Below are 14,758 nucleotides of genomic sequence, written 5' to 3'. Positions count from 1 at the left end.
AAACTGTGCACTCTTCTGAAGAACTTTCTCAGAACCTGTGAGGATGTTGCTGAGGGTGGGTGAGATGTTGCCGAATGTCAGCGGGGCGCGCCGGTCGAGTCCCGCACGATCAGCTGATGTCCGGTGGAGCGGCGGCGGGCCCGGGCCGCCCGGGGCTTGAGCGCCAGTTCCAGGGCCATCCGGCCCATATCGGTCATCGGCAGCCGGATCGTGGTCAGCGCGGGCGCCAGGTCGGCCGCCACCGACACGTCGTCGAAGCCGACCACCGACATCCGCCCGGGCACCGCGATCTCCCGCTCGCGCAGCATGGACAGCACGCCCATCGCCATCGCGTCGTTCAGCGCGATGATCGCCGTGGTGTCCGGGTGGTCGCGCAGGATCCGTTCGGCCGCGTCCCGCCCGCCCTCCCGGATGAAGTCGGTGTGTACGACCGGCAGATCGTCGATCGACAGCCCGCGTGAGCGCAGCGCCGCCGCCACCCCGGCCAGCCGGTCGGCCACCGTGGTCAGTGCCCCGGTCCCGGCCACCACCGCGATCCGGGTGTGGCCGAGTTCGAGCAGGAACGAACCCAGCGCCTCACCGCCGGCCTCGTTGTCCGGCAGCACCGCGTCGACGCCGAGCGAGTGCCGCCCGATCACCGCGACCCGCCCGCCCGCCTGCTGGTAGGCGTCCAGCTCGGCCTTGGCCTCGGCCTCCAGCCGGGGGTCGCTGTAGCCCGATCCGGCGATGATGATGATGCCCACCCGCTGGGCGATCAGGTGTCGGATCTGGCGCAGCTCGTGGTCGGGGTCGCGGCCCGAGTGGCAGATCTGCACGAGCAGGCCCTGCTGGTCGGCGAGCTGGATGACGCCGCCGGCGATCTCCGAGAAGTACGGGTCGTCGACCTGGTGCACGACCAGTCCGACGGTGGTGCTGGCGCCGCCGGCCAGGGTGCGGGCGAACGGGTTGGCCACGTATCCCAGCTCGCGGGACACCGACCGGACCCGGGCCGCCACTTCCTCGCTCACGCCGTCGCGGCCGGCCAGGGCGCGGGACGCGGTGGCCAGCGAGACGCCGGCGCGCTGGGCCACGTCGACGAGCCGCAACCTCGGGCCGGGCTTGGGCATCGTTCACTCCCCGGAAACATCGCTGTACGCCTATTGCCAGTCACGCACCGCACAGCATAGATTGCGAAAGCGCTTTCGTAAGCGCTTTCGTTCCCCGACACGAGGAGCGTCCGAGGATGTCGAACACTTTCCGGCGGGTCGCCGCGCTCGGCGCCGCCACCATACTTCTGACCAGCGCGTGTTCCAGCGACGGCGACGGCGGTGGTGCCGCCGAGGACAAGATCACGGTCGGCATCTCGCTGCCGCTGACCGGTGATTTCTCCGAACCCGGCAAGGGCGTCCAGCAGGGCTACCAGGCCTGGGCCAAGATCGTCAACGACAAGGGTGGCCTGCTCGGCCGCCAGGTCGAGCTGAAGATCCTGGACGACCAGTCCAACGCCGACCGGGTGGTCGCCGACTACGAGCAACTGATCGGCAAGGACCAGGTCGACCTGGTCGTCGGCCCGTTCTCCACCCGCCTGGTGGTGCCCGCGGCCCGGGTCGCCGAGGAGTACGACATGCTCTTCGTCGAGCCGGCCGGCGCGGCCAAGGCGGTCTTCGAGCAGGGCTTCAAGAACCTGTTCTACGCCGCCCCGGCGGTCGCCAACGACCACTACAACCACCTGGCCGAGGCGATCCTCGCGATGCCGGCCGACCAGCGGCCCAAGACCGTCGCGGTGGCCTCGATGGACGACCCGTTCGCCCAGGGGACCGCCTACGGCCTGCGCGACAAGCTGAAGGCCGGCGGGCTGACCATCGTGGCCGACGAGGTCTACCCGCCGAACACCACCGACTTCAACCAGATCGCGGCCAAGATCGCGGCGACCAAGGCCGACGTGCTCATCGGCGGGTCGCAGTACCAGGACGGCGTCAACCTGATCGTCGCCCTGCAACAGCTGCGGTACCAGCCGAAGCTGGCCGCCTTCTCCACCGCGCCGACCGAGCCCGAGTTCGCCAAGGCGATCGGCAACAAGACCGAGGGTGTGCTCTCGCCGACCGGCTACAGCCAGGACGCGCCGTACCCGAGCAACAAGGAGTTCGTGGAGAAGTACAAGGCCCAGTTCGGCCGGGATCCGGAGGAGGACCAGGCCAACGCGTACACCACGGGTCAGGTCGTCGAGGCCGCGGTCAAGGCTGCGAACTGCGCCGAGCAGGGCGAGTGCCAGAAGAAGCTGGTCGACTTCGTCCGCAAGAACAAGATCGAGACGGTGGTCGGCCCGCTCACCTGGGACGCGACCGGCAAGCCGCAGGGCGCCCACATGATCCAGCAGTGGGTCGGCGGCGAGATCAAGATCGTGTTCCCGAAGGAGACCAAGGAAACCGAGTTCGTCTACCCCAAGCCGGCTTGGTGACCGGACGATGGACGGTGCCCTGCTGTTCCAGAGCGTCATCCTGGGTCTGCTGCTGGGCGGGCTGTACGCCCTCCTCGCCGCGGGCCTGACGCTCTACTTCGGGATCATGCGGGTGGTGATGATCGCCCATTCGGCGTTCCTCATCCTCGCGGCCTACCTCGCCTGGTGGACGCACTCCCGGCTGGGCATCGACCCGCTGCTGTCGATGCTCGTCACCGTCCCGCTGTTCTTCGGCGCCGGCGTGCTGCTCCAGCGCGGGCTGCTGTCCCGGCTGCGCCCGGTGACCCTGACGATGATGTCGGTGCTGCTCACCTTCGCCATCGCGGTGCTCATCGAGGGGCTGCTCGGGTTCGCCTTCACCGGCACCCAGCGCCGCGTCCAGCTCGGCTACGGCTCGGAGAGCATCGGGCTGTTCGGCGCGCGGATCGCGGTGGTCAAGCTGATCGCGTTCGGCCTGGCGGTGGTCGCGCTCGGCGGGCTCTACCTGCTGATGAAGCGTACGCAGTTCGGCTGGGCGCTGCGGGCCACGATCCAGCACCAGGACGCCGCGCGCCTGGTCGGCATCGACACCGGCCGGGTGGCCGGGTACGGCTTCGGCCTCGGCCTGGCCACCGCGGCGATCGGCGGCACCGCGCTGTCGCTGGACACCACGATCTACCCGTCGCTGCACTGGCACTGGATCGGCCCGCTGATGGCCATCATCGTGGTCGGCGGGCTGGGCAGCGTGCCCGGCGCGGCGGTCGCGGCGATGGTCCTCGGCCTGGCCCAGGGCGTGCTGCAGATCCCGCTCGGCACCACCTGGGCCCAGACGGTCTTCTACCTGGCGCTGTTCGCCACGCTGGCCTTCCGGCCGCAGGGATTCTTCGGAGGCCGCCTTGCGCAACGCTTCTAGGGTGGCGACGCTCGGCGCCGCTGTGGTGCTCGCGGCGGCTCTCCTGCTTTTCCCGTCGGTCGCGCCGAACCCGTACGTGCTCTCGGCCGGCATCGTCGTGCTCAACTACGCGGTGGTCGCCACCTCGTGGAACTTCGTCGGCGGCTTCACCGGCTACATCTCGCTCGGTCACGGCGCGCTGGCCGGCCTCGGCGGGTACGCCACCGGCCTGCTGGTCACCAAGGCCGGCCTGGCGTCGTTCCTCGCCCTGGCCGTCGCGGCCGTCCTGATCGCGCTGCTCGCGGTGCCGCTGGGGATGGCCGCCCTGCGGGTCCGCGGAGCGTCCTTCGTCATCGTCTCCATCGCGATCGTGCTGATCCTGCTGCTGGTGTTCCAGAGCTGGGCGTCGTTCACCGGCGGCTCCCGCGGCCTGGTGATCCCGCGGCCGTTCCCCGACCTGTCCCGCCCCGAACACCATCGCGCCTTCTGGTACCTCTACGCCGGCCTGCTCGCGCTCGTCCTGATCGCCTGGTGGCTGATCGACCGGTCCCGCTTCGGGCTGGGCCTGAAGGCCATCCGGGAGGACGAGGACAAGGCCGAGGCGCTGGGTACGCCGACCTTCGCGTACAAGCTGATCGTCTTCGTGGTCTCGGCCTTCTTCACCGCGCTCGGCGGCGGCCTCTACGCGCTGTGGTTCGGCGACCTCGACCCGGTGTTCCAGTTCTCCATCCTGAGCGGCTCCTACCTGGTGCTGATGGCGCTGCTCGGCGGGGTGCGCAACCTGTTCGGGCCGGTGGTCGGCGCGGTCGTGGTCGGTGTCGCGCTGGAGTACTTCAAGGTGTCCTTCGGCGACACCCAGCTGCACCTGGTCGCGACCGGCGTGCTGCTCGGGCTGGTCGTGATGTTCATGCCGGACGGGGTGCTGCCGGCGCTCGGCTCGCTGGTCAAGCGGCTGCGCCCGGACGACACGGCGTCGATCCGCGAGGAGACCGCCTCGGAACTGCGCGACCAGCGGCTCGCCTCGTCCACGGCGGGAGATCGGCGATGACCAAGAGCCTGGAGACGCATGAACTGCGGAAGGCGTTCGGCGGGGTCACCGCCCTGGACGGCGCCAGCGTGAGCTTCCGGCACGGGCGGGTGAACGCGCTGATCGGGCCGAACGGCTCCGGCAAGACCACGTTCTTCAACTGCGTCACCGGGATGATCCGGCCGGACAGCGGCACGACCACCTACCAGGGTCAGGACATCACCCGGAAGGCGCCGCACAGGATCGTCCACGCCGGGATCGGGCGCACCTTCCAGCTGTGCCGGGTGTTCCCGCGGATGACCGCGCTGGACAACGTGCTCGCCGCGGTCCGGCCGGTCGGCGTCACGCGGGCGCTGCTCGGCGCCCGGCACCGGTCCGAGGTGGACCGGGCCCGGAGCTGGCTGACCCGGCTCGGCATCGAGCACCTGGCCGGCGTCGAGGCCCGGACCATGTCCTGGGGCCAGCAGAAGCTGCTCGAGCTGGCCGGGGTGCTGAACGCCGGGCCCGAGACGATCCTGCTCGACGAGCCGGCCGGTGGCGTCAACCCGGCCCTGCTCGACCGGATCGGCACCCTGGTCCGCGAGCTCAACGCCGAGGGACGGACGTTCGTCATCGTCGAGCACAACATGGACCTGGTGATGAGCATCAGCGACCACATCGTGGTGTTCGACCGCGGGCGCCCGATCGCCGAGGGGCCACCGCAGCAGATCCGGACCGACGAGCGCGTGCTGGGGGCGTACCTTGGTGTCTGATCTTTTCACCCTGGACAACGTCGTCGCCGGTTACGGCCGGGCGGCGCCGGTGCTCCGCGGCTTCAGCGTGAGCGTTCCGCGAGGCTCGATCGTCTGCCTGGTCGGGCCGAACGGCGCCGGGAAGTCGACCGTGCTCAAGGTGGCCAGCGGGCTGCTGAAGCCGCGCGAGGGGCGGATCCTGATCGACGGCCGGGACGTCACCGGGCTGGGCCCGCAGAAGATGCTCAGCTCCGGAGTGTCACTGGTGCTCCAGGGACACAGCGTGTTCCGCGAGATGACCGTCGAGGAGAACGTGCGCCTGGGCGCGTACACCATCAGTGACAAGGCGAAGATCGCCGAGCGGGTGGAGTTCGTCAAGGAGATCTTCCCGGTGGTCGCCGACCGCTGGGGCGCGCTGGCCGGCCTGCTCTCCGGCGGCCAGCAGAAACAGGTCGAGTTCGCCCGGTCGCTGATGGTCGACCCGTCGGTGGTGCTGCTCGACGAGCCGTCCATGGGCCTCGACCCCAAGGCCACCAGCACCGTCTTCGAGCAGGTGGTGCGGATGCGCGACGCCGGCACCGCGGTGCTGCTGGTCGAGCAGAACGCCCGCCGCGCGCTGGAGACCGCCGACCTGGGCTGCGTGCTCGACCTGGGCCGCGTACACATCTCCGGCCCCGCCTCCGATCTGCTCGCCGACCCGCAGCTCGGCGAGCTCTATCTCGGAGGACGACCCGCTTCGAAGGAGGCACAGTCATGAACCGAGCCGCACGTGTCGCTGTCGCTGTCGCCGCGGTCCTCGCGGTCGGCGGGGCGGCGGCGCCGGTCAGCGCGGACCCCACGGGTCCCAGCGACGTCCATCCCGCCTTACGCGGCGACCTCGTCGCCTTCTACGACTTCGATCACCCGGTGCCCGGCGACCCGGCCCTCGAACGCGACCAGGGACGCTCCGGCACCGAGATCGAGCTGATCAACGGGGGAGCGGGGCAGCGGGTCGCCGACCGCGCGTACCCCGGTGGTCGCAAGGTCCTACAGACCGGCCCGAAGGGCGGCGCCAACGACGACTGGAAGGCCGGCATCTGGTCGGCCAGCGGCGTCCGCACCCTCCGCGCGTTCAACGCGACCGAGGGTGCCACCACGATGGGCTGGTTCAAGCGCGACATGGACGGCCCGGCCGCCGGGTTCAACGCGATCGGCCTGACCGGGGTGCTGACCGGCGACTCCGACGGCCACGCCGTACGCGCGCTGCTCGAGCTGATCGACGTCAACGGCACCCTGCGGCTGGTCGCGCTGGGCCGGCGGATCGACGGCGGCAACTCGCAGACCTTCGCGGCCACCGAGGACTGGCGCACCCTGCTGCCCAAGGGGGAGTGGGTGCATCTGGCCGCCACCTTCGACTTCGCCCACGGCACCATGGCGCTCTACCGCAACGGTCAGCCGGTGCCCGGCGCCTACACGCGCAACGACGACCCGTGGCTGGTCAACGGCCCGGGACCGCACGTCACCACGGCCACCGACCCGCGCGGCATCAAGATCGGTGGCAGCTTCCCCTGGCAGGGCTCCGCCGACCGGAACCCGTGCGACTGCCGGATGGACGCGCTCATGTTCCTCGGCCGATCGCTGTCCTCGCGTGAGGTTGCGAACCAGTACCGCTTCATGATTCGGGGGTAATCCGTGCGCCGCCTAGTCGTCCTCGCTGCCACGCTCCTTCTGTCCACTCTGGTGGGTGTCCCCGCTGCGCATGCCGCGGACGCACCCGTCTACGACCCGGTGCCCACCGAGCCGGTCACCTCCAAGCTCGGGCTCGTGCTCTCCGAGTACGCCCAGTTCCCGCAGTCGTTCACCAACCCGCCGCTGATCGACCAGCGGCTCAACCGGATCGCCCGGATCAACACGATCATGGAACTGCCCGACGGCTCGGGGCGCCGGGCCGTTCCCGATCTGAACGGCAACCTCTACCTCGTCGAGAACGGCGTCCCGCACGTCTACCTCGACGTGGCCGCCACCTTCGCGCCCGAGTTCTTCTCGGGCCGCGGGCTCGGCCAGGGCTTCGGCTACGTCACGTTCCACCCGGAGTTCCGGCGCAACGGCACCTTCTACACGATCCACACCACCGCCGTGGCCAACGCCACCCGGACGCCCGACTACGCCCAGGCCAACACGATCTACCAGGCCATCATCACCGAGTGGAAGGCCACCGACCCGGCGGCCGGCACCTTCTCGGGCACCCACCGCGAGGTGCTGCGGATCGGCTTCGGCGGGCAGATCCACGGCGTCCAGGAGATCAACTTCAATCCGTACGCCAAGCGCGGCGACCCCGACTACGGCCTGCTCTACCTGGCCGTCGGCGACGGTGGCCAGGGCGTCGGCAACACCGACCCGCAGAACCTGGCCATCCCGCACGGCAAGCTGATCCGCATCGACCCGAAGGGCACCAACGCCCCCAACGGCCGCTACGGCATCCCGGTCGACAACCCGTTCGTCGGCCAGGCGGGCAAGGCCGGCGAGATCTACGCGTACGGCTTCCGCGACCCGCACCGGTTCAGCTGGGACAAGGCCACCGGCAAGCTCTACCTCGGCCACATCGGCGAGCACGCCGTCGAGTCGATCTACGAGGTCCAGAAGGGCGACAACCTGGGCTGGAGCGAGCGCGAGGGGCGGTACCGGTTCGACCGCGCGCCGGCCAACCCCTGTGACCGGCTCTACCCGCTGCCGGCCGACGACGCCGGCTTCGTCTACCCGGTCGCCGAGTACGACCACAACCCCGCGCCCGGCTGGAACTGCACCTCCGACGTCGGCGTGGCCGTCGCCGGCGGCTTCGTCTACCGCGGCGCCGCGATCCCCGCCCTGCGCGGCAAGTACATCTTCGGCGACCTGGTCAGCGGCTGGGTCTTCTACACCGAGGCGTCCGAGATGAAGCGCGGCCAGGCGCCCGCCACCATCCACCGGCTCAACCTCTTCACCGCGGCCGGCACCCCGATCCGCATGCAGGACATCTCCGGTCCCGGCTCGGTCGGCGACCCCAACCGGGTCGACCTGCGCTTCGGCACCGACCGCTCGGGCGAGCTCTACATCCTGGCCAAGGCAAACGGCAAGATCTGGAAGGTCACCGGCACCAGGACCTTCGCCGCCGGCCCGGTCGGCACGACCAGGGTCGCGGACACGCTGCGAGGCACCAACTGGCGTCCGGTCACCCCGTCGAAGTGGCAGTTCACCGGCCGCGAGGTCATCCTGGCCGAGGCCGGCGTGGAGCGGCCCGGGCCGCGGCGCCCGTTCGAGTACGCCATCCTGACCGCCGGCCCGGTCATGTCGTCGGTCGAGATCAAGGCCGACGTACGGCTGGACACCCCGGTCGAGATCACCAACCGTGACGTGATCATCGTGTTCGGCTACAAGTCGGACACGGAGTTCTACTACGCGCACGTCTCGACCGACAACACGATCCTGCCGCACAACGGCATCTTCAAGGTCAACAACGCCGACCGGGAACGCCTTGACTACCAGTGGAACGGCCGCAGCCGCGGCGCCAACCCGGCCATCACCGACAGCGCCTACCACGAGGTACGGGTCAAGCACCTGCCCGCCACCGGTGAGATCGCGGTCTACCTGGACGGCGCCAAGGACCCACTGATGACCGCCCGCGACACGACCTTCCAGAGCGGCCGGGTCGGCTTCGGCTCGTTCGACAACGTGGGACGGACCAACAGCTTCAAGGTCACGGGTACGCCGGCGGCCTGACTCTTCCGTGGGAGGGGCGGCCTGGCCGCTCCTCCCACTACGTTGGTCGGTGTGGAGATGCGATTCACCAAGTGGGGCGGCAAGCTCCACTGGCACTTCCCGGTGACGCCGCTGGGCACCGACGAGTGGGGCAGCTGGTACGGCACCCCGCAGGGCGCGCGCATCCAGCGCGGCCACGAGCCGGCCCAGGTCCAGGAGCACGACTTCGTCACCCTGATCCCGGCCGAGGGCTGGTACGTGGCCGCCTTCAACACCCACGCCAACTGGCGGATCGACCTCTACATCGACATCAGCACCCCGCCCACCATCACCGGCGACCTGATCGAGGCCGTCGACCTCGACCTGGACGTCCTCCGGGCCCGCGACGGCCGCGTGATGCTGGACGACGAGGACGAGTTCGCCGCGCACCAGGTCCGCTACGGCTATCCGCCGCATGTGATCACGGCGGCCCAGACCGAGGCCGACCGCCTGATGGCCGAGGTGACCGCCGGCGCCGAGCCGTTCACCGCGGTCGGCCGCGCCTGGCTGGCCCGTTACGCCGCGTCCGGCGCCCGGTAGGAGCGCTCCGGATACCTGGTACGCCTGGTTGGTGGTGCCTAGTCCCTCCGGCCGGTGCAAATTGCACGTTGGACCGGTCTATGCTTGCGCCGATCTTCTCTGTCACCTGATCGAGGGATGCTGACGTGGCCGTTGCCTCCTTGCCGCACTCATCCATGATGGACCACTCCTCCATCATGGATCTGAGCCTGCCGCAGGAAGCCTGACGTGGCCGGAACACAGCAGAACGGCGGCCCCACCGTCCGGCGGATGCAGCTGGGCGCCCGCCTGCGTAACCTCCGGCAGGCCAAGGGCATCACCCGTGACCAGGCCGGCTGGGCCATTAGGGGCTCCGAATCCAAGATCAGCCGGATGGAGCTGGGCCGGGTCGCGTTCAAGGAGCGTGACGTCACCGATCTGCTCCGGCTCTACGGCATCGAGGACGAGAGCGAACACGCCCGGCTGCTGGCGCTGGCCCGCGAGGCGAACACGCCGGGCTGGTGGCACGCGTACGGCGACGTGCTCACCACGTGGTTCCAGAACTACCTCGACCTCGAGCAGGCGGCCGAGCTGATCCGCACCTACGAGATCCAGTTCGTGCCGGGCCTGCTCCAGACCGACGCGTACGCCCGGGCCGTCATCATGCTCGGCCACGGCTCCAAGGCGCAGGCCGAGATCGCCCGCCGCGCCGAGTTCCGGATGGCCCGCAAGCAGCTGCTGACCCGCCCCGACCCGCCGCGGGTGTGGGCGGTGCTCGACGAGGCGGTGCTGCGCCGTCCGATCGGCGGGGTGGCGGTGATGCGGGAGCAGATCGAGTACCTGCTCGAGGTCAGCAAGCTCCGCAACGTACGCCTGCAGGTCATGCCCTTCCGGTCGGGCGGGCACGCGGCCGCCGGCGGTGCATTCTCCATCCTGCGTTTCGGCCACTCCGACGTGCCCGACGTGGTGTATATCGAACACCTGACCAGCGGCCTCTACCTGGACAAACGCGAAGACGTCGACCAGTACGCCGAGGCCATGGGCCGGCTGTCGATCGAGGCGGAGCCGCCGCAGCGTACCCCCGAGATCCTCCGCCAGGTCCTCATCGACCTCGGCGAGTAGGCCTGTCCGGTTTCGTCAAGACGGCGTGATCGGTCGGCGGTAGCTTCGCCGGTATGGAATCCCGTCATGTCAGCGCACACATCGACCGCCCGTTCGGGGAGGTCTACGACTACGCCTCCGACCCGTCGCACCTGCCGGAATGGGCGCCCGGCCTGCTCAATTCGATCGAGCCGGCCGACGGGCGCTGGGTCGCGGAATCGCCGATGGGACGCGTCGTGATCGACTTCACGCCGCGCAACGAGTTCGGCGTCCTCGACCACGACGTGACCGTGGCCTCGGGGGAGACCTTCCACAACCCGATGCGCCTGCTTCCGGACGGCGACGGGTGTGAACTGGTGTTCACCGTCCGCCGCCGCCCGGAGATGAGCGACGAGGAGTTCGACCGCGACGCCGAGGCCGTACGCGCCGACCTTCTCACGTTGAAGAACCTGGTCGAGGCGTAGGCCGTGTTTCGTAGCCCGACCTACGCCTCGTTACGAAATACGGCCTAATCCTCGGGGCGGGGCGCGACCTTGTCGAGGCGGGCCAGTTCGGCCAGTTCCGAGCGGTACGGGTTGTAGGTGTACGTCCGGGACACCGCGGCCGGGATGGTGAAGTACTCGGTGACCAGCCTCGCCGGGTCCGACGCGAGCTCGCCGCGGGCGGGCACGTCGTTGCCGTCGTCCCAGCCCCACGGCGAGTTGGCCGAGTTGGTGCCGCAGGAGTAGGTGCCCTGGCCGCAGCCTCCGCTGGTGTCGCCGGCGAAGGTTCCCAGCGAGGCGAACAGGGCCGTGTTGGTGCGCTGCGCCCACAGCCCGCCCGGGGCGAAGATGTCGACCAGCTGGTACCGCACGTCCCGGTCGTCGCCGTTGGCCGGCGCCTCGGCCACCGTCGACGGGTAGTAGACGATGCCGTCGCCGTTGATGTTGTACTGCGGGTACGCCTTCAGCCCGTGCCCCTTGGCCTCCTGCGCGGTCACCGGGTGCTGGAACGAGTCGTGCGGCGACGACTGCGTCTGCAGCGTCCCGTCGACCGACTCGCGCCCGCTCGACCAGGTGCTCCCGACCGGCGTGTACGAGTAGAAGTCACTGTGCGCCACCGTGACCGCCGAACGCAGCAGCCCGTAGTCGGAACCGTCCCGCTCGACCGTGAGCAGCAGGCCCTCGCCGTCGTTCTCGTGCTCGGTCTCGAAGAACGGGTGATCCACCCAGTCCCGCGGGTGGTAGAAGAAGTAGGTCAGGTACCAGTGGCTGCTGGTCTCCACCACCGAGTAGTAGGCGGTGGCGGCCATCGACCCGGCGCCGGTCCGGTCCCAGTTGTTCCGGCCGGACAGGTCGCCGTCGAAGTCGTACGCGGTGATGTAGTCGGACCGGCCGCCCAGGGCGTGGTCTCCGGTGGCGTCCACGTCCTGGTAGTGGATCGGCGCCCAGCGCAACGCCAGCTGTTCCCGGCTGACCGCCGCATGGGCCGGCGCGGCCGGCCCGACCCCGGCCAGCACCCCGGCCAGCACCCCGGCAATGACCAGGGCGATCCTGCTGCGACCTCGCATGATGCTCTCCCGCGGATGCGTTTCAATAGATGGATGTGAATCTAAGAGGTCAGCGTGTCCGAGGGAAGGACGGCGGGTGCACAGTCGGTGCCCCCATCCGCACGGGATGATCCATCGATCTCTACGATGCGTCGGTGCCCCTCACGCTCGAAACCGACGTCGCCAAGCTGTGGCCCGCGTTCGCGACGTTCCGCGACGCGCTGCTCCGGCTCGACTGGTCGGCCGCCCGCGTTGTGCTCGACTCCGTCACGCCGGCGGAGCGTACCGAGCTGATCACGCTCGGCTCCGAGCAGCGGCTCAGCGAGGACTTCCTGCGCGGGCTGGTCCGGACCAACCCCGACGACCCGGCGGCGTTCGCCCTGCTCGGCAAGTTCCTGACCGTCACCGGCTGGAACATCCGCACCGCGGCCCGGGCCCAGCACGTGAGCAAGGACCAGTGGCGGGCCTTCTACCACTGGCTCAACCTGGCCGAGCAGGTGCTGCTCGAAGGCGCGGCCCGGCACCCGGGCGACCCGGCGATCTGGACCGCCCGGCTGCCCTCGGCCCGCGGCATCTCGCTCGGCGTCGACGAGGAGACCCGCCGCTACAACCGGCTCGCCGCGATCGACCAGCACCACCTGCCCGGGCAGGCCCACCACCTCCAGCAGCTGCTGCCGAAGTGGAGCGGCAGCTTCGAGCTGGCCCACGCCTTCGCGCGGGAACGCACGGCGGCCGCGCCGCCCGGATACCCCCAGGGCGTGCTGGTGGCCGAGGCGCACATCGAACATGTCCTCGAGCTCAGCGGCCACGAGCAGCGCGCGTACCTCCAGCAGGCCGGGCCCGACCTGCGCGCGGCCGCCGACCGGTCGGTCCTGAACCCGGGCTTCGTCACCGGCACCTACGCCGCCGACCTGGCCCTGGGCACGTTCGCCGTGGTTCTGCAGCGGTTCGGCGACCGCGAGTACGCCGGGCGCGTCTTCCGGCTGATGGGCAACCGCGCCGCGATGCCGCCGTGGGACGGCTACTCCGACATGCCGTCCGGGGCGCTGTACGCGGCCCGCGCCTGGGCCCTGGGAGGGCAGAACTGATGCGGCGGATCGAGATCGACGGCATCCCCGCGATGGTCGGCCCGACCACCGGGCCGATGCACGCCGGGCTGGCCTTCCGGGTCGGGCAGGCCGACGAGACGCTCGCCCGGCGCGGCATCACGCATCTGGTCGAACATCTGGCGCTGCACACCTTCGGGGTGGCCGACCACCACTACAACGGCACCACGACGCCCGAGTTCACCTACTTCCACACCCAGGGCACGGCCGACGAGATCGCCGCGTTCCTGGCCGGGGTCTGCCGGTCCCTGCGCGACCTGCCGATGCACCGCCTCGACGTCGAGAAGGAGCTGCTGCGTACGGAGCGCAACGGCCGTCAGGGCGGACTGGGCGACTCGATGGCGCTGTGGCGGCACGGCGCCCGCGACTACGGCCTGACCGGCTACCCCGAGTGGGGCCTGCCCGCGATCGGCCCCGAGGAGCTGCGCGCCTGGGTGGCGACCTACTTCACCCGCGGCAACGCCGCCCTCTGGATCGCCGCCGACGACGTGCCGGCCGGCCTGACGCTCGACCTGCCCGACGGCCCGAGCCGCCCGGCGCCCCGCCCGTCGTCGGCGCTGCCCCGCACCCCGGCCTGGTTCCCCGGCTCGTCCGGCACGGTCGTCTGGGACGCGGTGGTGCCCCGGCAGCCCGCCTCCGGCGTGTTCACCGCCGTGCTGGAACGGTCGCTGATGCGGTCGCTGCGCCAGGAGCAGGGCCTGTCCTACTCGGTCAACACCGACTACGACCCGCGTACGGACGGCACCGCGCTGATCACCGCCGCGGCCGACTCGCTGCCGGAGAAGCGGGGCGCCGTCCTCGGCGGCTTCCTCGACGTGCTGGCCGCGCTGCGCTTCGGTCAGGTCGACGAGAAGGACGTCGCCACCGTGATCGGGCACCGGGTGGACGAGCTGAGCCAGGCCGAGGAGCGCGGCGGCCGGCTGCCCGGCCAGGCGTTGAACCTGGTCTCCGGCCGCCCGGTGGAGGCCCTCGAGCAGATCCTGGCCGAGATCCGGGCGGTCACCCCCGAGCGGCTGACCGAGATCGCCGGCCAGGCCTGGTCGACCGGCCTGCTGATGACGCCCGGCGGCCGGTCCGCCGACTGGGCCGGCCTGGCCGCCGCGCCGACCGGCTCGCACGCCGCGGTCCAGGGCCACGCCCACCCCAGCCTGGAATCCAAGGGCGCCCGCCTGGTCGTCGGGAACGACGGCGTCAGCATCATCGAGGACACCGACGTCGCGACCGTCCGCTTCGACCAGGTGTCGGCGATGCTGGCCTGGCCCGACGGCGGCCGCTTCCTGATCGGCGCGGACGGCATCACGCTGCGGGTGGAGCCGACCCTCTACGGCGGCTCGGCGGCGGCGATCCCGCACCTCGACGCCCGCGTCCCGGCGGCCGCCCGGGTGAACCAGCCGCCCCGCAGCCCCGACAACCTCCCGCGCCCCGAGCCGCAGGCCCAGGCGAAGGCCAGGACCGGCCGATCGACCGGCCCGATCATCATGCTCGCCGTGTTCATCCCGTTGATGCTGGTGTCGTGCCTGCTCGGGTCGGTCTCGCTGATCACGATGAACGATCCCGATCCCGACGTACGCAGCGGGTCGGTCTTTCTTCTGATCTTCGGCCTGGCCCTGACCGTGGGTTTCGGCTTCGGCATCGTCGCCGCGATCCGCCGCCTGCGCGCGGCCCGTCAGGCCCGCCGGTCCTGACCCGGTTCACCCTGCCGACGG

14 protein-coding genes are annotated in these 14,758 nt (G+C 70.5%); 12 read left to right on the top strand and 2 right to left on the bottom strand.

The window, feature by feature from the left end; all coding sequences use genetic code 11:
- Positions 1-77: 77 nt before the first annotated feature.
- Entirely contained in the window at positions 78-1,106 is a 1,029-nt protein-coding gene (locus AB0M54_RS19720; RefSeq protein ID WP_364319425.1) for a LacI family DNA-binding transcriptional regulator, read from the bottom strand.
- 116 nt (positions 1,107-1,222) lie between these two features.
- On the opposite strand from AB0M54_RS19720, the gene AB0M54_RS19715 reads away from it, so the two are divergent.
- From AB0M54_RS19715 to AB0M54_RS19670, 10 genes are all read left to right on the top strand, one after another.
- On the top strand, positions 1,223-2,437 hold the full coding sequence (locus AB0M54_RS19715; RefSeq protein WP_364472896.1) for an amino acid ABC transporter substrate-binding protein: 1,215 nt from the start codon (positions 1,223-1,225) through the stop codon (positions 2,435-2,437).
- Between the two features lie 7 nt (positions 2,438-2,444).
- Complete coding sequence (locus AB0M54_RS19710) at positions 2,445-3,329, top strand: branched-chain amino acid ABC transporter permease (protein ID WP_364319423.1); 885 nt, start codon at positions 2,445-2,447, stop codon at positions 3,327-3,329.
- Between the two features lies 1 nt (position 3,330).
- Positions 3,331-4,356, top strand: a complete 1,026-nt coding sequence (locus AB0M54_RS19705) for a branched-chain amino acid ABC transporter permease (RefSeq protein WP_364319421.1) — start codon at positions 3,331-3,333, stop codon at positions 4,354-4,356.
- On the top strand, positions 4,353-5,087 hold the full coding sequence (locus AB0M54_RS19700) for an ABC transporter ATP-binding protein (protein WP_364319419.1): 735 nt from the start codon (positions 4,353-4,355) through the stop codon (positions 5,085-5,087). The genes AB0M54_RS19705 and AB0M54_RS19700 overlap by 4 nt, the downstream gene beginning before the upstream one ends.
- Positions 5,080-5,823 (top strand): ABC transporter ATP-binding protein, encoded by a 744-nt coding sequence (locus AB0M54_RS19695; RefSeq protein ID WP_364319418.1) that lies wholly within the window; start codon positions 5,080-5,082, stop codon positions 5,821-5,823. Before AB0M54_RS19700 ends, AB0M54_RS19695 begins: the two co-directional genes overlap by 8 nt.
- Positions 5,820-6,734 carry a LamG-like jellyroll fold domain-containing protein gene (locus AB0M54_RS19690; RefSeq protein WP_364472894.1) on the top strand — a complete coding sequence of 305 codons (915 nt, stop codon included), beginning with the start codon at positions 5,820-5,822 and terminating at the stop codon, positions 6,732-6,734. The genes AB0M54_RS19695 and AB0M54_RS19690 overlap by 4 nt, the downstream gene beginning before the upstream one ends.
- Before the next feature lie 51 nt (positions 6,735-6,785).
- Positions 6,786-8,801: a PQQ-dependent sugar dehydrogenase gene (locus AB0M54_RS19685; RefSeq protein ID WP_364472892.1), complete on the top strand. Its 2,016-nt coding sequence runs from the start codon at positions 6,786-6,788 to the stop codon at positions 8,799-8,801.
- 57 nt (positions 8,802-8,858) lie between these two features.
- Positions 8,859-9,359: a DUF402 domain-containing protein gene (locus tag AB0M54_RS19680; protein ID WP_364473006.1), complete on the top strand. Its 501-nt coding sequence runs from the start codon at positions 8,859-8,861 to the stop codon at positions 9,357-9,359.
- 249 nt (positions 9,360-9,608) lie between these two features.
- Entirely contained in the window at positions 9,609-10,439 is an 831-nt protein-coding gene (locus tag AB0M54_RS19675; protein WP_364319743.1) for a helix-turn-helix transcriptional regulator, read from the top strand.
- A gap of 53 nt (positions 10,440-10,492) precedes the next feature.
- Positions 10,493-10,882 carry an SRPBCC family protein gene (locus AB0M54_RS19670; RefSeq protein ID WP_364319412.1) on the top strand — a complete coding sequence of 130 codons (390 nt, stop codon included), beginning with the start codon at positions 10,493-10,495 and terminating at the stop codon, positions 10,880-10,882.
- Positions 10,883-10,926: 44 nt separating this feature from the next.
- Here AB0M54_RS19670 and AB0M54_RS19665 read toward each other — a convergent pair whose 3' ends face one another.
- A complete protein-coding gene (locus AB0M54_RS19665; protein WP_364472890.1) occupies positions 10,927-11,967 on the bottom strand; it encodes a hypothetical protein in 1,041 nt (346 codons plus the stop codon).
- Between the two features lie 134 nt (positions 11,968-12,101).
- Between AB0M54_RS19665 and AB0M54_RS19660 the strand changes: the two genes are divergently transcribed.
- Both AB0M54_RS19660 and AB0M54_RS19655 read left to right on the top strand, forming a co-directional pair.
- Positions 12,102-13,034, top strand: coding sequence for a hypothetical protein (locus AB0M54_RS19660; RefSeq protein ID WP_364319408.1), 933 nt, complete (start codon positions 12,102-12,104; stop codon positions 13,032-13,034).
- Entirely contained in the window at positions 13,034-14,737 is a 1,704-nt protein-coding gene (locus AB0M54_RS19655; protein ID WP_364472888.1) for an insulinase family protein, read from the top strand. Before AB0M54_RS19660 ends, AB0M54_RS19655 begins: the two co-directional genes overlap by 1 nt.
- The last annotated feature ends 21 nt before the right edge of the window (positions 14,738-14,758 follow it).

Source organism: Actinoplanes sp. NPDC051470 (assembly GCF_040682035.1).
Classification (GTDB): Bacteria; Actinomycetota; Actinomycetes; order Mycobacteriales; family Micromonosporaceae; genus Actinoplanes.
This window is presented reverse-complemented; position numbering and strand designations above follow the sequence as displayed.